A 16,748-nucleotide genomic window follows, 5' to 3' on the forward strand; every position below is an offset into this window, starting at 1 on the left:
GGTTGTCAGCAGCCGGTGGGGGCGCGCCGCGGGCGTTCCTGCCGGTACAGGTAGCGGCCGGCCTCACGGAAGCCGGCTTTCGCGTAAAGCTCCTGCGCGCCATGATTCGCCGCTGTGACCAGCAGCCAGAAGCCGTCCACGCCCCGCTCGTTGCCTGCCCGCAGCAGCGATTGCAGGATGGCGGCCGCGAAGCCCTGGCGGCGGGCGGCGGGCAGGGTAGCCATGCAATACAGGCCGCCCTGCCCGCTGCCGCCCGGGAGGGCAAGGCGGCCGACGGCGGAAGCCCTGCCATCGCGGTCCCGCACCAGGGCATAGACGGAGGGACAGCCCTTAAGGATGGTTTCGGCGACGGCCAGGGAGTCCTCCCCGCCGCGGCCGTCCACCTCCCACCAGACCCGCAGCCACTCCCCTGACGGCTCCGTGGAGAGTTCCACCGCCGGCGTGGCGCCTGCGGGAATCGGGGCGTCCATGGCGCTGCGGGTCATGACCAGGGTCTCGGACTGGCGGGTGAAGCCCTCCGCGTCCAGCAGCTCATGGAGTCCGGACGCTGCCGGGGTGTCGAAGACCTGGAAGATGACCGGGAGGCGGCGGCTGCGGTACCAGGCCTTGGCCTCCCTGAGCAGGCCCGGGAGGTCGTCGCTGCGCTGGTCGCCACCGTACTGTTCACTGCGTGGCCAGATGGAGTTGGCCCGTTGGGTGACGCCTTCGGCCGCACGAAACGTCCAGCCGCCGGCATCATGGCGGTCCGGTGCGGGCCATGCTGCGTCCATGGCGGCTTCAAGGCCCAGGGGTGCGGGGTGGACCCGGCTCGGTGTGGTCACGGGGCTGTTCCTTCCTTAACGGCAGGAGGTCCCCCGGGCAGACCGGGGAACCTCCAATGATTGCGGCCTTGGGCCACTAACCGTGCACTACTGCTTGTCTTCGGGCTTCTTCACTTCCGGCTTCCTGGCCTCCGGCTTGAAGTCCACGCCGGCCTCCTTGCGCTGCTGGGGCGTGATGGGGGCCGGTGCTTCCGTGAGGGGGTCGTGGCCGCCACCGGACTTCGGGAAGGCGATGACGTCGCGGATGGACTCCACCCCTGCCAACAGCGACACCACGCGGTCCCAGCCGAACGCGATACCGCCGTGCGGGGGTGCGCCGTACTTGAAGCCCTCCAGCAGGAATCCGAACTTGGTCTGGGCGTCTTCCTTGTCCAGGCCCATCAGTTCAAAGACGCGCTCCTGCACGTCACGCTGGTGGATACGGATGGAACCGCCGCCGATTTCGTTGCCGTTGCAGACAATGTCGTAGGCGTAGGAGAGCGCAGATTCGGGATCTTTGTCGAACGTGTCAAGGAATTCCGGTTTGGGTGAGGTGAAGGCGTGGTGCACGGCAGTCCACTGGCCTCCGCCGACAGCAACGTCGCCGGAAGCAACGGCAGCGGCGGCGGGCTCGAACATGGGTGCGTCCACAACCCAGCAGAAAGCCCAGTCTGTGGGATCGATCAAGCCGGTGCGGTGGCCGATTTCCACGCGGGCGGCACCCAGCAGGGCGCGCGAGGGGGTCTTTTCACCCGCGGCGAAGAAGATGCAGTCGCCGGGCTTCGCGCCCACGGCGTCGGCCAGGCCGGCACGCTCGAACTCGGTGAGGTTCTTCGCCACGGGGCCGGCGAGTTCGCCGTCCTCCTTGTACAGGACGTAGGCAAGGCCCTTGGCGCCGCGCTGCTTGGCCCATTCCTGCCACGCGTCCAGGGCACGGCGTGCCTGGGAAGCGCCGCCGGGCATGACCACGGCACCCACGTAGGGAGCCTTGAAGACGCCGAAGTTGGTGTCCTTGAAGAAATCGGTGAGCTCGGTCAGCTCCAGCCCGAAGCGAAGGTCCGGCTTGTCGGAGCCGTACCGGGCCATGGCGTCGGCGTAGGTGATGCGCTGGATGGGCGTCGGAATGTCCGCTCCGATGAGCTGCCACACTGCCTTAACGATGTTTTCGCCCAGCCGGATGATGTCGTCCTGGTCGACGAAGCTGGCCTCGATGTCCAGCTGGGTGAATTCCGGCTGCCTGTCCGCACGGAAGTCCTCGTCGCGGTAGCAGCGTGCAATCTGGTAGTACTTCTCGAACCCGCCCACCTGCAGCAGCTGCTTGAAAAGCTGCGGGGACTGCGGGAGGGCGTACCAGGAACCCGGGGCCAGGCGCGCCGGAACCAGGAAGTCACGGGCGCCTTCCGGCGTCGAACGCGTCAGCGTGGGCGTCTCAATCTCCACGAAGCCCTCCTGGTGGAGCAGGTCGCGCGCCACCCGGTTGGCCTCGGAGCGGAGGCGCAGGTTGCGGCTGGGGCCGGGGCGTCGCAGGTCAAGGTAGCGGTGCTTGAGGCGGGCTTCCTCGCCGACTTCCACGTGTTCGTCAATCTGGAACGGCAGGGGGTCGGAGGTGTTGAGGATGGTGACGTCCTCAGCAATGACCTCGATCTCGCCGGTCGCGAGGGCGGGATTCTCGTTACCCTCCGGACGCTTGGATACGGTGCCCGTGACCTGAAGGACGTACTCGTTGCGCAGTCCGTGGAACACTTCTTCCTCGCGGACCACCACCTGGGCCACGCCGGAAGCGTCGCGAAGGTCAACGAATGCCACACCACCGTGATCACGACGGCGGCCCACCCAGCCGGCCAGGGTTACGGTTTGTCCAATGTGCTCGGAACGAAGGGATCCGAGGTCATGTGTGCGCAGCACAGCACGCCTTTCTGCGGGAAAACAGTGGGAAGTTTCAATATGATCGTTGCGGGAACGATCCCGTTCGAGTTTACCCGCTGGAAAGGGAATGCCGCCGCATGAGCGAACCGCAGCAGCTGCAGCGCAGGCTCGGGACCTTTGATGCCACCGCGATCGGACTCGGTTCCATGCTGGGCGCCGGCGTGTTTGTGGTGTTCGCTCCGGCCGCGGCGCTGGCAGGGAATCTTCTGGTCCTGTCAGTACTGATCGCAGGAGCGGTGGCGTACTGCAACGCCGTGGCCTCTGCCGCCCTCGCCGCCAAGTACCCCACCAGCGGCGGTACTTATGTGTACGGCCGGAACCAGCTCGGCGAGTGGCCGGGCTTCCTGGCAGGCTGGGGTTTCGTGACAGGCAAGACGGCGTCCTGCGCAGCCATGGCGTTGACGTTCGGCAGCTACGTGGCGCGGGATTATGCGGTCCCGGTTGCTGTGGCCGCCGTCGTGGCGCTCACCGGAGTCAACCTGCTCGGCATCACCCGGACCGCCCTGCTGACACGCATTCTGCTGTGCATGGTCCTGGCAACGCTGGTCTTCGTCGCCGTGGCCGCGTGGCTGGGCCCGCACGCCGCGGCGGAACTGACCGGGCCGCCGTCCGGCAACCCGGCGGGAGTCCTGCCGGCAGCCGGGCTCATGTTCTTCGCTTTTGCCGGCTACGCCCGGATCGCCACCCTGGGTGAAGAGGTCAAAGACCCCACACGGGCCATCCCGCGGGCCATCCTGGCGGCCCTGGCAGCCGCTTTCGCCATCTACCTGCTGCTGGCACTGCTCCTGCTGAACCATCTCGGAGAGCGGCTTGCCGCGTCCGGAACTCCCCTGCTGGACGCAGTATTGGATTCCCGTCTTGCCCCTGCCGCGCCGCTGGTGCAGGCGGGCGCAGCCGCCGCGTGCCTGGGCGCCCTCCTAGCCCTCATCACCGGCGTGGGGCGGACCACCCTGGCCATGGCACGGGAACGCGATCTTCCGGGTCCGCTGGCAAAGGTAGGCGGCACCCACACCGTCCCGTTCGTGGCGGAACTTGCCGTGGCCGCCGTCGTCATCCTGCTCCTGCTGACCACCAACGTGATGACGGTGGTGGGCTTCTCAAGCTTCGGCGTACTGGTGTATTACGCCGTGGCGAACGCGTCCGCCTTCGCCCTCACGACCCATCCCGGCTATGCTCCCCGCTGGCTGAACGCCGTGGGGTTCCTGGGCTGCGTCGTCCTTGCCTTCACCCTGCCGCCGGCGCCCGTCCTGACCATGGCCGCGGTACTCGCTGCGGGGGTGGCCGGGCGCTGGCTGGTGCTGCGCCTCCGGCAGCGCCAGCCCAAGCCCTGAGTTCCCGGGCTACACGGATGCTGCTGCGGGGGCGGTTGTTTCCACCTGCACCGTCAGGTCCTCCAGTGGCGGCATCCAGGTTTCGGGTGCCGCCAGCACCTGTTCGCCGGTACGGATGTCCTTGACCTGGTGCGTGCCGTCGTCGTCGGTGAACCAGACGAACGGGATGCCCCGCCGGTCCGCGAATTTGATCTGCTTGCCGAACTTTTCTGCCTTGGCGGCAACTTCAGTGGGAATGCCCCTGCTGCGCAGGAGCGCGGCGACGTCCTGGGCGCCGCCCCAGCTGTCGTCGTGGTTCAGGGCCACCAGCACCGCCGTGGGAACCGAACGGGAGGCCTTGGCCAGGTCCTGGCTCAGGATCCGCGAAACCAGACGGGTGACGCCGATGGACAGCCCGACGCCCGGGAACTTCCGGTTGCCCTTGGACGCCAGGGCATCGTACCGGCCGCCGGAGCAGATGGACCCGAGCTGCTCGTGGCCCACCAGCACGGTTTCCACCACGGTGCCGGTGTAATAGTCCAGGCCGCGGGCGATGCTGAGGTCGGCCAGCACCTTGCCGGGCGCCCGCTGCACGGCGGCATCGATGACTTGTTCCAGTTCGTCCAGGCCTTCATCCAGGAGCTCGTTGGTGACGTCGAGGGCCCGGACCTGTGCCACGAAGGATGTGTCTTCCGTGCGGATGGCTGCCAGCTGCAGCGCCTTGGCGGCCTGGTCATCGGAAGCGCCCAGTTCGCTCTTCAGCAGTTCAGCCACCTTGGCGGGGCCGATCTTTTCAAGCTTGTCGATGCTGCGCAGCACGCCTGCGGTGTCATCGAGGCCGATGCCGCGGTAGAAGCCTTCGGCGAGCTTGCGGTTGTTGATCCGGAGGCGGAAGTCGGGGATGGGCAGGGCGCTGAGGGCCTCGGCGATGACCAGCGCAATCTCGACGTCGTAACGGAAGGGAAGCTCGCCGTCGCCCACCACATCGATGTCCGCCTGGGTGAACTCGCGGGCCCGGCCTTCCTGGGGCCGCTCGCCGCGCCACACCTTCTGGATCTGGTAGCGGCGGAACGGGAAGGCGAGATAGCCGGCGTTTTCGACGACGTAGCGGGCAAACGGCACCGTCAGGTCAAAATGCAGGGCCAGCGCGTGGGGATCCGCTTTGCCGCCCTTCACCGGATTGTCGCTCTCATCCTCCTGGAGCCGGCTGAGTCCGTACACTTCCTTGTCGATCTCGCCCTTGCGGAGCAGCTGGCCCACCGTCTCCACAGCCCGGGTTTCGATCGAGGCAAAACCATGGAGTTCAAAGACCCTGCGCAGGGTATCGAGCACATGCAGCTCCACCAGCCGCTCCTCGGGAAGCCACTCGGGGAATCCGGACAGGGAGGCGGTGCGTGCCATGGGGAAGGTTCTCCTTAGGGATGGAAGGCGTGGCGCACTGCCGGCCACACCGTTCAGAGACGGCGTACGGCGGCAGCACAGCAGGCCATGCATAAACTATGTGCGGCAGCCAGTTTATGCGTTCCTCCGTGTGCATCTCTAATACGGCGGACGGCACGGACTGGCCGCTGATTCCTGCGCGCCGCGGCCAACCGCGGCACACCCGCAGCCCGACGATGAGGAGGACCCTTGCCGGCCAGTTCACGCAGTGCCCGCGAAACGAAACGGCGCATCCTGCAAATGGAAGCCAAGCGTGACTTCCGGCGCGACCAGGAGAAGCGGCGCAAACGCGACAACCTCGTGGCCGCCGGCGCGGGAACCGCCGCCGTAGTGCTCGCCGTCGTCCTCCAACTCACGGCGTTCGCCGGGAACCCGACCGAGGACGAGTATGCCGCCGCCCAGGCCGGCCTGACGGAGCCGTCCGCCTCGGCCAGCGCCTCCCCCACTCCATCCGCTGCGGCAACCAACGGGCCGAACATCCCGGCCGCAGACACCGCTGCGGGCAAGACGTTCACGGGCCAGCTGCTGCTGAACGGCAGCCCGCTCGGCGTGGAGGTGGATGGAACCAAGGCTCCGCAGGCCGCCGCGGTCTTCAAGTCGCTCAGCGACCAAGGCTATTTCAACGGCAAGACGTGCCACCGGCTCACCACCGCCGACCGGTTCGGCGTGCTGCAGTGCGGCTCACCCAATGGCGACGGCCAGGGCGACCCCAACTACACGTGGGGCCCCCTGGAGAACACCCCGGCGGACAACATGTACCCTGCCGGCACCATCGCCGTGGCCCGTACCGGCAACAACGCCTACGGCAACGGGACACAGTTCTTCATTGTCTACAAGGACACGGCAATTCCGGCAGACGCGGCAGGGGGCTATACCGTGGTGGGAAAGGTGACCTCGGGGCTTGATGTGGTGGCCAACATTGCTGCCGCCGGCGTCACGCCAGGCGCCAGCGACACGGACGGCGCACCAAAACAACCAGTCACGATAGACTCGTTTTCTCTGAAGTAGGAGCCGGGCCGGCAAGGCCGCGGTGCAGTACGTGAGTATTTCCCTCCAAGCGAAAGACTTTTAGCGGTGACAGACAGTCAGAAATCCGACGAAACAGCAACAGGCGTAACCGAACCAACGGCTCCGGCCGAGGACGCTGCCGATACTGCTGCACAGGCCGGGCAGGCACCTGCGGCCCCCGAAGCAACTGCTTCAGAGGAGGGCACTGCTGAAGAGAGCCCTGTTGACGAGGGCACTGTTGACGTGGGCTCTGTTGAGGAGGCCACTGCGGAGGACCAGTCCGCGGCAGCCCCTGCTGCGGAACCGTCCGTGCCTGCTGCCGCAGCCGCTCCCGGGCCCCGGCCGTCAGCACCGTCGCCTGCTGCCTTTGCATCGCGTCCCAAGCCCGCTGCCGCCGCTCCCGCCGCCGCACCGGTGCCCGCTGCGCCCAGCACATCTGTCGCCGAGGCCTCCAAGTGGGGCCGGGTGGAAGGGGACGGCCACGTCTACCTGAATATCGACGGCGGCGAGCACCCCGTGGGACAGTACCCCGGCGTGAGCGGCGATGAGGCGCTGATCTACTTCGCGCGGAAGTACGACGACGTCGTGGCGCAGATCGTCCTCCTCGAACAGCGCGTCACCTCCAAGGCTCCCAGCACCGACATGCAGAAGACGGTAACGCACCTGCGTGAACAGCTCGCCGAACGGAACATGGTCGGGGACCTGCGGGCAGCCGAGGCACGCCTGGACAAGCTCGCCGCCGAGATCACCGAGCTGGAGAAGGCAGAGAAGGCCGAGCACGATGCCGTGCGCGCATCCGAGCTTGCAGCGCGTGAGGCCATCGTCACCGAGGCAGAGCAGATTTCCGGCCAGGATCCCGCCCAGACGCAGTGGAAGACCTCCAGCGCCCGGATGAACGAGCTTTTCGAGAACTGGAAGGCAGCCCAGAAGAGCGGCGTGCGGCTGGGCCGCAGCAACGAGGACGCCCTCTGGAAGCGCTTCCGGGCCGCCCGCACCGTCTTCGACCGTCACCGCCGGGCTTATTTCTCCCAGCTGGACAGCAACAATTCCGCGGCCAAGGCTGCCAAGGAAAAGCTGATCGCTGAGGCCGAGGCGCTTTCCACGTCCACGGACTGGGGCTACGCCGCCGGCGAATACCGCCGCCTGATGGACCAGTGGAAGGCATCGCCGCGGGCAAGCCGCAAGGACGACGACGCGCTGTGGGCCCGGTTCCGCGCCGCGCAGGACGTCTTCTTCACCTCGCGCCAGGCTGCCAATGACGAAATTGACCAGGAATACGCCGCCAACCTTACGGTGAAGGAGGCGCTGCTGGCCGAGGCCAACGGCATCCTTCCGGTGAAGGACCTGGCAGCCGCCAAGAAGGCGCTCCAGTCCGTCCGTGACCGCTGGGAAGAGGCCGGCAAGGTACCCCGGGCGGACATGGGCCGGATCGAAGCCGGGCTCCGGAAGGTGGAAGACGCTGTCCGCCACGCCGAGGAAGAGCAGTGGCAGCGGTCCAACCCCGAACGCAAGGCACGCACCAACAGCGCACTCTCGCAGCTGGAGTCCGCCATTGCCGGGCTCCAGGAAGACCTTGCGAAGGCCGAAAAGAGCGGTGACCAGCGCAAGATCAATGCTGCCCGCGAGGCCCTCGAGGCGCGCCAGGCCTGGCTCGACCAGCTCCAGCGTTCCGCCAGCGAGCTGTCCTAAGCTCTTCTTCCGCTGAGCTTCTTTGGCTTGGGCTGAAGGACACAGGCCCGGTCCCGGTTATCCACATAACCCGGACCGGGCCTGTGCCCGTTAACCACGGTCCGGGCAGGATGGGGGTATGGCCACACCACCAGCATCCCCAGCCGCCGGACCGGCAAGGGAACCCTCCGCTTCCGCACCGGGGCCGGGCTGCCCGGCGAGCGGAGCAGAGGCGGCCGCGGCGCCACGTTTTCCCGAGCTGTACGCACCCGGGGTCCCCTTCGCCGGTCCGGAACTCCAATCCCTGGCCGCCGACGGGCTGCTGGCCCGGTTCCACCAACACGGTTACACGCTTCCAGGGTTGCCGGCGTCCCCGCAGCTGCGGGCAAGGGCAGCCGCGGGCGCTGTGCCGGCGGCCATCCGGCAACGGGTCGTAGCGGGGCGGATGACTGCGGCGTGGATCTATGGTTGCGCGGCGGAACCAGACAGACTGGCGCTCCTGGTAGATGCCAAGCGGCGGGTATCCAGCCTGCGGAATACCCGCGGCTGCACGCTCCACGAAGTGAAGTTGGGGCCGTTCGATGTGATCAGCCTGGGTGGCCTGATGGTTTCCAGCCCCTTGCGGACCGCCCTTGACATCGCCCTGCATGTGGAACCGGAGCGTGCCGTGCCGGCCCTCGCCGGCTTGCTGGCGCGCCCGCAACTGGACGTGCAGTTGCGGCTGCTGGTGCGGGCCATCGAAGCAACACCCAGAGTGCCCCACAAACGGGCTGCCCTGGAAAAGCTCGCCCTGTTAGCTCCTGCGTTTGTTGCCGGTGGTGCGGTAGACGTCGAAGACCCCGTCGATCCTGCGCACGGCACTCAGGACGTGGCTGAGGTACTTGGGATCGCCCATCTCGAAAGCGAACTTAGAGATGGCCACCCGGTCCGTGGAGGTGTGGACGCTGGCAGCGAGGATATTGACGTGGTTGTCGGAAAGGACCCGCGTCACGTCAGACAGCAGTGATTTGCGGTCCAGGGCCTCCACCTGGATTTCCACCAGGAAGACGCTCGACTGGGTTGGCGCCCAGTCCACGTCCACGATCCGGTCCGGCTGGTCCTTCAGGTCCGAGATATTGGTGCAGTCGGTGCGGTGCACGGAGACGCCGGATCCCCTGGTCACAAAGCCCAGGATCGGGTCCGGTGGAACGGGCGTACAGCAGCGGGCCAGCTTCACCCAGACGTCGCCCACGCCGCGGACCACGACACCGGAGTCGGAGAAGCGGACCTTGCTGACCTGGGTGGGGATGCTGACCTCTTCGACGTCATCATCGGCACTCTCGTTGCCGCCCAGGCTTTCGATCAGCTTTTCCATGACCGACTGGGCAGATGTGTGCCCGTCGCCCACGCCGGCGTAGAGGCCGGAGATGTCCGCGTATTTGAAATCCTCGGCCACGGCGGCCAGGGCCTCGTGCGTCATCAGCCGCTGCAGTGGCAGGTTCTGTTTGCGCATGGCACGCGTCAACAGCTCCTTGCCGCGGTCAATGGCTTCTTCGCGGCGTTCCTTGCTGAACCACTGGCGGATCTTGTTGCGTGCCCTGGCACTCTTGACGAAATGCTGCCAGTCCTGGCTCGGTCCGGCCCCCTCGGCTTTGGAGGTGAAGATTTCCACCCAGTCGCCGTGGTTCAGCTCGCTGTTGAGCGGGACCAGCTTGCCGTTGACCCGGGCGCCAATGGTGCGGTGGCCTACCTCCGTGTGCACGGCGTAGGCAAAGTCCACGGGCGTTGACCCTGCCGGCAGAGCCATGACTTCACCCTTGGGCGTGAAGACGAACACTTCGCGGGCGTTGATCTCGAAGCGCAACGAGTCCAGGAACTCGCCGGGATCAGAGGTTTCCTGCTGCCAGTCCACCAGGGAGCGCAGCCATCCCATGTCGCCGTCGCGGGGGCTTCCGGGGCCCACCGCGGTGCGGTTGGGCTGATCCTTGTACTTCCAGTGGGCCGCCACGCCATACTCGGCCCGGCGGTGCATCTCGTGCGTGCGGATCTGGATCTCTACCGGTTTGCCGCCGGGGCCGATCACCGTGGTGTGCAGGGACTGGTACATGTTGAACTTGGGCATCGCGATGTAGTCCTTGAACCTGCCGGGCAGGGGGTTCCAGCGCGAATGCATGGTGCCCAGGGCGGCGTAGCAGTCCCGGACGGAGTCCACCAGGACACGGACACCCATGAGGTCGTTGATGTCGTCGAAGTCCTTGTCGCGGACAATCATCTTTTGGTAGATGGAGTAGTAGTGCTTGGGCCGGCCGGTAATCGTGGCTTTGATCTTGGCCGCGCGCAGGTCCTCGGTGATCTGGTCGCGGATGACGCCCAGGCTCTTTTCCCGCTCGGGAGTCCGGTCCCCCACCATCCTGACGATTTCCTCGTACACCTTGGGGTAGAGGGCCGCGAAGGACAGGTCTTCGAGCTCCCACTTGATGGTGTTCATGCCCAGCCGGTGCGCCAGCGGGGCGAAGATTTCCAGGGTTTCACGGGCTTTGCGGGCAGACGATTCGGCTGATACGAAGCGCCAGGTACGGGCATTGTGGAGCCGGTCGGCCAGCTTGATCATGAGGACGCGGATGTCCTTGGCCATGGCCACGACCATCTTGCGGACCGTTTCCGACTGGGCGGCCTCGCCGAAGCTGACCTTGTCCAGTTTCGTCACGCCGTCCACCAGCATGGCCACTTCCGGCCCGAAGTCCCGCTTCAGGTCCGCCAGGGTGTACGGGGTGTCCTCGACGGTGTCGTGCAGCAGGGCCGCCGCCAGGGTGGTGCCGCTGAGGCCAAGCTCGGCGAGGATGGTGGCCACAGCCACCGGATGGGTAATGTACGGGTCGCCACTCTTGCGCTTCTGTCCGCGGTGGCTCCGCTCAGCTACGTCGAAGGCGCGCTGGATGAGGTCGAAGTCCTCTTTGGGATTGTTGGCCCGGACAGTGCGAAGCAGCGGCTCAAGGATGGGCGAATAGGTGGCTGCTCCACGACCGGTCAGCCGGGCAAGGCGGGACCGGGTGCGCTCCCTCCGGCCGGGAAACGTTGCGCGTGATCCCGAATTGTCAACAGGAACCAGGGACCCCGGGCGCGCGGAGGATGCCGCACCGGCTTGTACACCGGCAGGACTTTTTTCTTCCTCTGCCGTTGGCGCCGACGCCGAACGTTCTTCCAATGAAGCACCCCTCACCACCGTTTAATTACTCCAGTCTATTCCCCCGGGCAGCCACTTTTATAACCGGGCGCGGACAGCCGAAGGCCGGGCAACGCACAGTGTGCGTTGCCCGGCCTTTGATGAAGTGACGAGGGCCTGTGGCTGGCCGGTCAGGCTTTAGCCGGCGATGCCGGAACTGCCCGTTCGGTTGAACCGGCACGCCGCTGCTGGACGCGCCGCGCCTGCTTGACCAGGTCCGGTTCGCCCTGGCGGAGCCAGGCGTACATCGGAGCTGCGACGAAGATGGTCGCGGCGGTGCCGATGAGGATCCCGACGAACAGGGCCAGGGACAGGTCGCGCAGCGTTCCGGCACCCAGGAGCCCTGCACCGATGAACAGGATGGCGCCCACGGGGAGGATTGCCACCATCATGGTGTTGATGGAACGCACCAGGGTCTGGTTGACGGCAAGGTTGACTTCCTCACCGAACGTCCGGCGAGTAGACGCGTCGATTCCGGTGGTGTTTTCCCGGATCTTGTCGAAGACCACCACGGTGTCATACAGGGAGTAGCTCAGGACGGTCAGGAACCCGATGATGGCCGACGGTGTGACCTCAAAATCACTCAGCGCATATACACCGGCCGTGATGAACATGGTCACGGCCATGCCGGCAAGCGCGGAGAGGGACATCTTCCAGGTCCGGAAGTACAGGGCCATCAGCAGGGCCGCGAGCAGCACGAACACCACCAGGCCGATCAGCGCCTGCTTGGTCACGTCAGCACCCCAGGTGGGGCCAACGAACGTGGAGGTCACCTCGTTGTCGGTGACACCGTAGGCGCCGGTGAGGCCCTGCTTGATCCGAAGGGTCTCATCGTCGGTCAGCTTGTCCGTCTGGATGCGCATGGTGTTGCCGGCCACGTTCGCAACGCGCGGAACACTGCCGGCGACCACGTCAGTTACCGCCTTTTCACCGATGGTGGCATCCGTGGTCTTGACGTTTGAAACCGTGAATTCGGAGCCGCCGCGGAATTCGATGCCGAGGTTGAAGCCACCCTTGGCCACCGGGATGATGATGGACAGCGCCACTCCCACCGCGGCGATGATGAACCAGATCTTCTTTGCCCCTACAAAGTCGTAGGAACGCTTTCCGGTGTAGAGCTCGTTGCCGAACGTAGCGAAGCCTGACATTACTTGTTCTCCTTCGCGAAGGTCTTGGACGAGCCGGCCAGCTGTTCCTGCTTCTCTGCCAGGCGCCGTTCAGCGATGGTCATGCGGCGCTCGGCCTCGGCCGCTGCGCCGGTGTTCTTGGTACGGACCACCACGGGCTTGTCCTCGGGAGTGCGGACCCGGCCCGCGCCGCGGTACAGAGGGACGGCGCCCAGCCGTTCAGGATCCAGGCCGGAGAACTTGTGGCCTTCACCGAAGAACCGGGTGCGTGCCAGCAGCTGCAGCGTGGGGTGGGTGAACATGAACACCACGATGAGGTCGGCGATGGCCGTCAGGCCCAGCGTAAACGCAAAGCCACGGACGTTGCCCACGGCCACGAAGTACAGGACCAGGGCGGCCAGGAGGTTGACAGCTTTGGAGGCAAGGACCGTGCGCTTGGCGCGCTTCCAGCCGTTTTCGACGGCGGACACCAGGCCGCGGCCTTCGCGCAGTTCGTCGCGGATGCGCTCGAAGTAGACGATGAAGGAGTCGGCGGTCTGGCCGATGGCCACGATAATGCCTGCAACACCTGCCAGGGACAGCCGGTAGTTCTCCGTCCAGCCCAGGATCGCGATGGCCAGGTACGTCAGGGCACCGGCCACCACCAGCGAGGCAATGGTAACGAAGCCCAGGGCGCGGTACTGGAACAGCGAGTAGACCACCACGAGCAGGAGCCCGATCAGGCCGGCCAGCAGGCCCATGCGCAGCTGTTCACCACCAAGCGTTGCGGAGATCTGCTGCTCGCTCTGGATGTCGAAGCTGATGGGAAGGGCACCGAACTTCAACTGGTCGGACAGCGCCTTGGCGGTCTGCTCGGTGAAGCCGCCGGTGATCTGCGGACGTCCGTCGGTGATGACAGCCAGTGACCTCGGGGCGGAAATGACCTGGTCGTCCAGCACAATCGCGAACTGGGACTTGGGGTCGGTGCCGGACTCGCCGCCGGCTGCCACGTAGAACTGGTTGAGGCGCTCGGTGACGGATTTGAACTTGGCCGTGCCTTCGGCGTCGAACTGGATGTTGACGGCCCAGTCATTGGTCACGGCGCCCTGCGCACCCTGCTGAAGCTGGAAGGACGAGGTGACGATGTTGCTGCCCTTCACCTCCACGGGACCCAGGATGTACTTGATGGCAGGCGACTTGTCGGTGGCAGGTTCGCAGGTCACCAGAGGCTTGGTGGGATCTGACCGCTTGGATTTCTCGGCCGCGGGGCTGTTGCAGTCCAGCGCCTCGAACTGCTTGTAGATCTCCGGAGTGATCCAGTTCGTATCACTGCTGTTGGCCGGCTCAGCTGTCGGTTTGGGCAGCTGGTCCTCCGGCGTTTGCGACTCCGGCGGCACCGGAGCGCCGTCGCCGTTGAGGAGGACGGGGCGGAAGTTCATGTCCGCGGAAGCCTGGATCAGGTTCCGGGTCTCGGCGGAGGGCGTGCCGGGAAGGCTGACCACCACGTTGCGCCCGGACTGGGTGCTGATTTCCGCTTCGGAGACGCCGGAGCCGTCAACGCGCTGCCGGATGATCGCTACGGCCTGGTTGAGCTGCTGTTCGTTGATGTCCGAACCGCCCTCCACCTTCGGCGCCAGGATCATCTGGGTGCCGCCCTCAAGGTCCAGGGCCAGTTTGGGTGCCCAGCTGGCGTGCCCTGCGACGGTGCCGCCGGCCAGGACGGCTGTCAGCGCTGCCAGGAGTACGCCAAGCCAGACCAGGACGCGGAGCCCTGGTTTCTTGCGGCCAGTTCGTGCCATTGTCGATCTTTCTCTTATTCGCGGAAGAACCGCCGGCGCGGGTTGTTACCTGCGCCGGCGGTCGTCCGCAGCGGTAGAGGGAGGAAAGGGGCCAGCGGGCCTAGCTGTCCTTCTTGCCCTCGTCGTTGAGGCGCTTCAAGGTTTCTTCCGGGGTTTCGGCGCCCGTAGCGGTGCTTCCGGCTTCCGGCGTGGTGAGTGAGGATGCGTCATCCGGCACCACCGGTGAAGCAGCGGCGGGCTCGGCAATGGCTTCCGCGGCAGGCTCGACGACCTTGGTGACTGCCTGGCGGTGCACGGTGGCCAGGTTGCCGGGGGAAAGTTCAAGGGTGACCTTGTTCTCGGCGTCGTCGATGTCCACGATCCGGCCGAAAAGGCCAAAGCTGGTCATGACCTCCACGCCCGGTGCAAACTTCGACTGGAGCTCTGCCTGCTGCTGCTGCGTCTTCTTGTTGCGGCGGAACATCATGAAGATGAACACGCCGAGCATGACGAACAGGAGAATTGACATTGGATCCAAGGGGGAATTCCGTTCTTTTGCGTGGTGCTGCTGGTTTTCCAGCGACGTCGGCTTCGCTTCAGCCGGGGCGGTTGGTGGCACAGGCAGAACGCCTGACATTCCCTTCCCCAAGCGACGGGGGCGTCAGGGCCACCCGCGAAACAAAGACCCGAACGTGCCGGGCGTCATACCAGTCTAAAGGGAAAAGCTGAACGGAGCCTGCTATTGGCTCTCCGGGGCCCAGTCCCCCGCCGCCGCGGCGTCCCCGCCGGGCTCGAAAAGGTCCAGTTGCTCCTGGGCGAAGACACCGGACGGAATGGCGTAGCCCAGATGCGTCCACGCCGGCGCCATGGCAATCCTTCCGCGGGGTGTGCGGCCCAGCAACCCTTCCCGGACCAGGAAGGGTTCGGCCACGGTTTCCACCGTTTCGGTTTCCTCGCCAACGGCAATGGCCAGAGTGGACAGGCCGACGGGGCCTCCGCCGAATTTGGTGATGAGGGCATCGAGGACAGCACGGTCCAGCCGGTCAAGGCCTTTCTTGTCCACTTCGTACATGTCAAGGGCGGCGGACGCAGCCCTGGCATCGATTTGTTCGACACCGTGCACCAGCGCCCAGTCCCGGACCCGGCGCAGCAGGCGGTTGGCGATACGGGGGGTCCCGCGTGAACGGCCGGCAATTTCAGCGAAGCCGGCGGAGTTGACCTTCAGGTCCAGCAACCCGGCTGAACGGCGCAGGACCAGTTCCAGTTCCGGAACGGAGTAGAACTCGAGGTGCCCGGTGAAGCCGAACCGGTCGCGCAGTGGGCCCGGAAGCAGGCCGGCGCGGGTGGTGGCACCCACCAGGGTGAACGGCGGCAGCTCCAGTGGAATGGCGGTGGCACCGGCACCCTTGCCCACCACGATGTCGACGCGGAAGTCCTCCATGGCCATGTACAGCATTTCCTCGGCGGGCCGGGACATGCGGTGGATCTCGTCGAGGAACAGGACCTCGCCCTCGGACAGCGAGGACAGGATGGCCGCAAGGTCGCCCGCGTGTTGGATGGCGGGCCCGCTGCTGAGGCGCAGCGGAGCGTTCATTTCCGCCGCCACGATCATGGCGAGGGTGGTTTTGCCGAGGCCAGGCGGCCCGGAGAACAGCACGTGGTCCGCCGTGCGGCCGCGCATCCGGGAGGCCTGGAGCACGAGCGAAAGCTGCTTGCGCACCCGGTGCTGGCCCACGAAATCGTCGAGGTTTTTCGGCCGGAGCGCCGCCTCGATGGCCCGCTCCTCCGGCTCCTCCCCCGCGGCAACCAATGAAGGTTCAGCCACGGCTGCCTACGCGGTTGCCGGCGCGCGCGCCGTCCTGCCCCAGCCACCGGAGGGTGGTGCGGAGGATTTCGGCCACATTGCCGCGGAAGGACACTTCCGGCTCGTCGGCCAGGGCTTTGTCGATGCTGGCGGAGGCATCTTTCTCGGACCAGCCCAAACTGGTCATGGCGGCCACCACCTGGGGCTTCCATGCGGCCTCGGCAGGGGTGGCGGCGCCGGCAGGTGCGGCAGTTCCGTGCGGTACCAGCTTTCCGGCCAGCTCCAGCACGATCCGCCCGGCGACCTTGGGCCCGATGCCGGGAACCTTGGTGAAGGTCTTGCTGTCCTCCGTATGCGCCGCAACCCTGATTGCTTCGGGGTCGTGGACGGCCAGGACTGCGAGGGCAAGACGGGGGCCGACCCCGCTGACACTCAGCAGGACGTCGAAAACCTCACGTTCATCGTCGGATGCAAAACCAAAAAGGGTGAGCGAATCCTCCCGGACAATCAGGGACGTAAACAGCTTGCCCTCGTCCCCCACGCGCAGCCGGCTCAGGGTCTGCGGGGTGGCGTTGACGCTCATCCCGGCACCGTTGAGGTCAATCACGGCCGTTGACAGGCCAACGTGCGCTACGGTTCCGCGGAGGAAACTGATCAAGGCCGGGCTCCCGTTGTACTGCGGGCCTCCACAGTGGGAGCCCGGCTA

At 66.2% G+C, this 16,748-nt stretch carries 12 protein-coding genes; 3 read left to right on the forward strand and 9 right to left on the reverse strand.

The window, feature by feature from the left end:
• Positions 1-5: 5 nt before the first annotated feature.
• Positions 6-770 (reverse strand): GNAT family N-acetyltransferase, encoded by a 765-nt coding sequence (locus VIK36_RS11925; protein WP_324645271.1) that lies wholly within the window; start codon positions 768-770, stop codon positions 6-8.
• Positions 771-908: 138 nt separating this feature from the next.
• On the reverse strand, positions 909-2,705 hold the full coding sequence (aspS, locus tag VIK36_RS11930; protein ID WP_324642068.1) for an aspartate--tRNA ligase: 1,797 nt from the start codon (positions 2,703-2,705) through the stop codon (positions 909-911).
• Between the two features lie 98 nt (positions 2,706-2,803).
• On the opposite strand from aspS, the gene VIK36_RS11935 reads away from it, so the two are divergent.
• Complete coding sequence (locus VIK36_RS11935; protein WP_324642070.1) at positions 2,804-4,057, forward strand: APC family permease; 1,254 nt, start codon at positions 2,804-2,806, stop codon at positions 4,055-4,057.
• A 9-nt stretch (positions 4,058-4,066) separates the two neighbouring features.
• Here VIK36_RS11935 and hisS read toward each other — a convergent pair whose 3' ends face one another.
• Positions 4,067-5,437, reverse strand: a complete 1,371-nt coding sequence (hisS, locus tag VIK36_RS11940) for a histidine--tRNA ligase (protein WP_324642071.1) — start codon at positions 5,435-5,437, stop codon at positions 4,067-4,069.
• A 228-nt stretch (positions 5,438-5,665) separates the two neighbouring features.
• Here hisS and VIK36_RS11945 point away from each other — a divergent pair, with 228 nt between their 5' ends.
• Entirely contained in the window at positions 5,666-6,484 is an 819-nt protein-coding gene (locus VIK36_RS11945; RefSeq protein WP_324642073.1) for a peptidylprolyl isomerase, read from the forward strand.
• A 66-nt stretch (positions 6,485-6,550) separates the two neighbouring features.
• Positions 6,551-8,173 carry a DUF349 domain-containing protein gene (locus VIK36_RS11950; RefSeq protein WP_324642074.1) on the forward strand — a complete coding sequence of 541 codons (1,623 nt, stop codon included), beginning with the start codon at positions 6,551-6,553 and terminating at the stop codon, positions 8,171-8,173.
• A gap of 772 nt (positions 8,174-8,945) precedes the next feature.
• On the opposite strand, the gene VIK36_RS11955 is transcribed toward VIK36_RS11950, so the two are convergent.
• From VIK36_RS11955 to ruvA, 6 genes are all read right to left on the reverse strand, one after another.
• Positions 8,946-11,336, reverse strand: a complete 2,391-nt coding sequence (locus VIK36_RS11955; RefSeq protein WP_324642075.1) for a bifunctional (p)ppGpp synthetase/guanosine-3',5'-bis(diphosphate) 3'-pyrophosphohydrolase — start codon at positions 11,334-11,336, stop codon at positions 8,946-8,948.
• 149 nt (positions 11,337-11,485) lie between these two features.
• On the reverse strand, positions 11,486-12,502 hold the full coding sequence (secF, locus tag VIK36_RS11960) for a protein translocase subunit SecF (RefSeq protein ID WP_324642076.1): 1,017 nt from the start codon (positions 12,500-12,502) through the stop codon (positions 11,486-11,488).
• On the reverse strand, positions 12,502-14,259 hold the full coding sequence (gene secD / locus VIK36_RS11965; RefSeq protein ID WP_324642077.1) for a protein translocase subunit SecD: 1,758 nt from the start codon (positions 14,257-14,259) through the stop codon (positions 12,502-12,504). Before secD ends, secF begins: the two co-directional genes overlap by 1 nt.
• 100 nt (positions 14,260-14,359) lie before the next feature.
• A complete protein-coding gene (gene yajC / locus VIK36_RS11970) occupies positions 14,360-14,767 on the reverse strand; it encodes a preprotein translocase subunit YajC (RefSeq protein WP_324642079.1) in 408 nt (135 codons plus the stop codon).
• Between the two features lie 210 nt (positions 14,768-14,977).
• Complete coding sequence (ruvB, locus tag VIK36_RS11975; protein WP_324642080.1) at positions 14,978-16,063, reverse strand: Holliday junction branch migration DNA helicase RuvB; 1,086 nt, start codon at positions 16,061-16,063, stop codon at positions 14,978-14,980.
• Positions 16,056-16,700 carry a Holliday junction branch migration protein RuvA gene (gene ruvA / locus VIK36_RS11980; RefSeq protein ID WP_324642081.1) on the reverse strand — a complete coding sequence of 215 codons (645 nt, stop codon included), beginning with the start codon at positions 16,698-16,700 and terminating at the stop codon, positions 16,056-16,058. Before ruvA ends, ruvB begins: the two co-directional genes overlap by 8 nt.
• Positions 16,701-16,748: the final 48 nt, after the last annotated feature.

Source organism: Pseudarthrobacter sp. LT1, from assembly GCF_035621795.1.
GTDB lineage: Bacteria > Actinomycetota > Actinomycetes > Actinomycetales > Micrococcaceae > Arthrobacter.

What these genes read in the sequence shown, in the direction of transcription:
- VIK36_RS11925 (WP_324645271.1), bottom strand. Translation starts at nt 770, where the DNA reads ATGGACGCAGCATGGCCCGCACCGGACCGCCATGATGCCGGCGGCTGG.
- VIK36_RS11935 (WP_324642070.1), top strand. Translation starts at nt 2,804, where the DNA reads ATGAGCGAACCGCAGCAGCTGCAGCGCAGGCTCGGGACCTTTGATGCC.
- hisS (WP_324642071.1), bottom strand. Translation starts at nt 5,437, where the DNA reads ATGGCACGCACCGCCTCCCTGTCCGGATTCCCCGAGTGGCTTCCCGAG.
- secF (WP_324642076.1), bottom strand. Translation starts at nt 12,502, where the DNA reads ATGTCAGGCTTCGCTACGTTCGGCAACGAGCTCTACACCGGAAAGCGT.
- secD (WP_324642077.1), bottom strand. Translation starts at nt 14,259, where the DNA reads ATGGCACGAACTGGCCGCAAGAAACCAGGGCTCCGCGTCCTGGTCTGG.
- yajC (WP_324642079.1), bottom strand. Translation starts at nt 14,767, where the DNA reads ATGTCAATTCTCCTGTTCGTCATGCTCGGCGTGTTCATCTTCATGATG.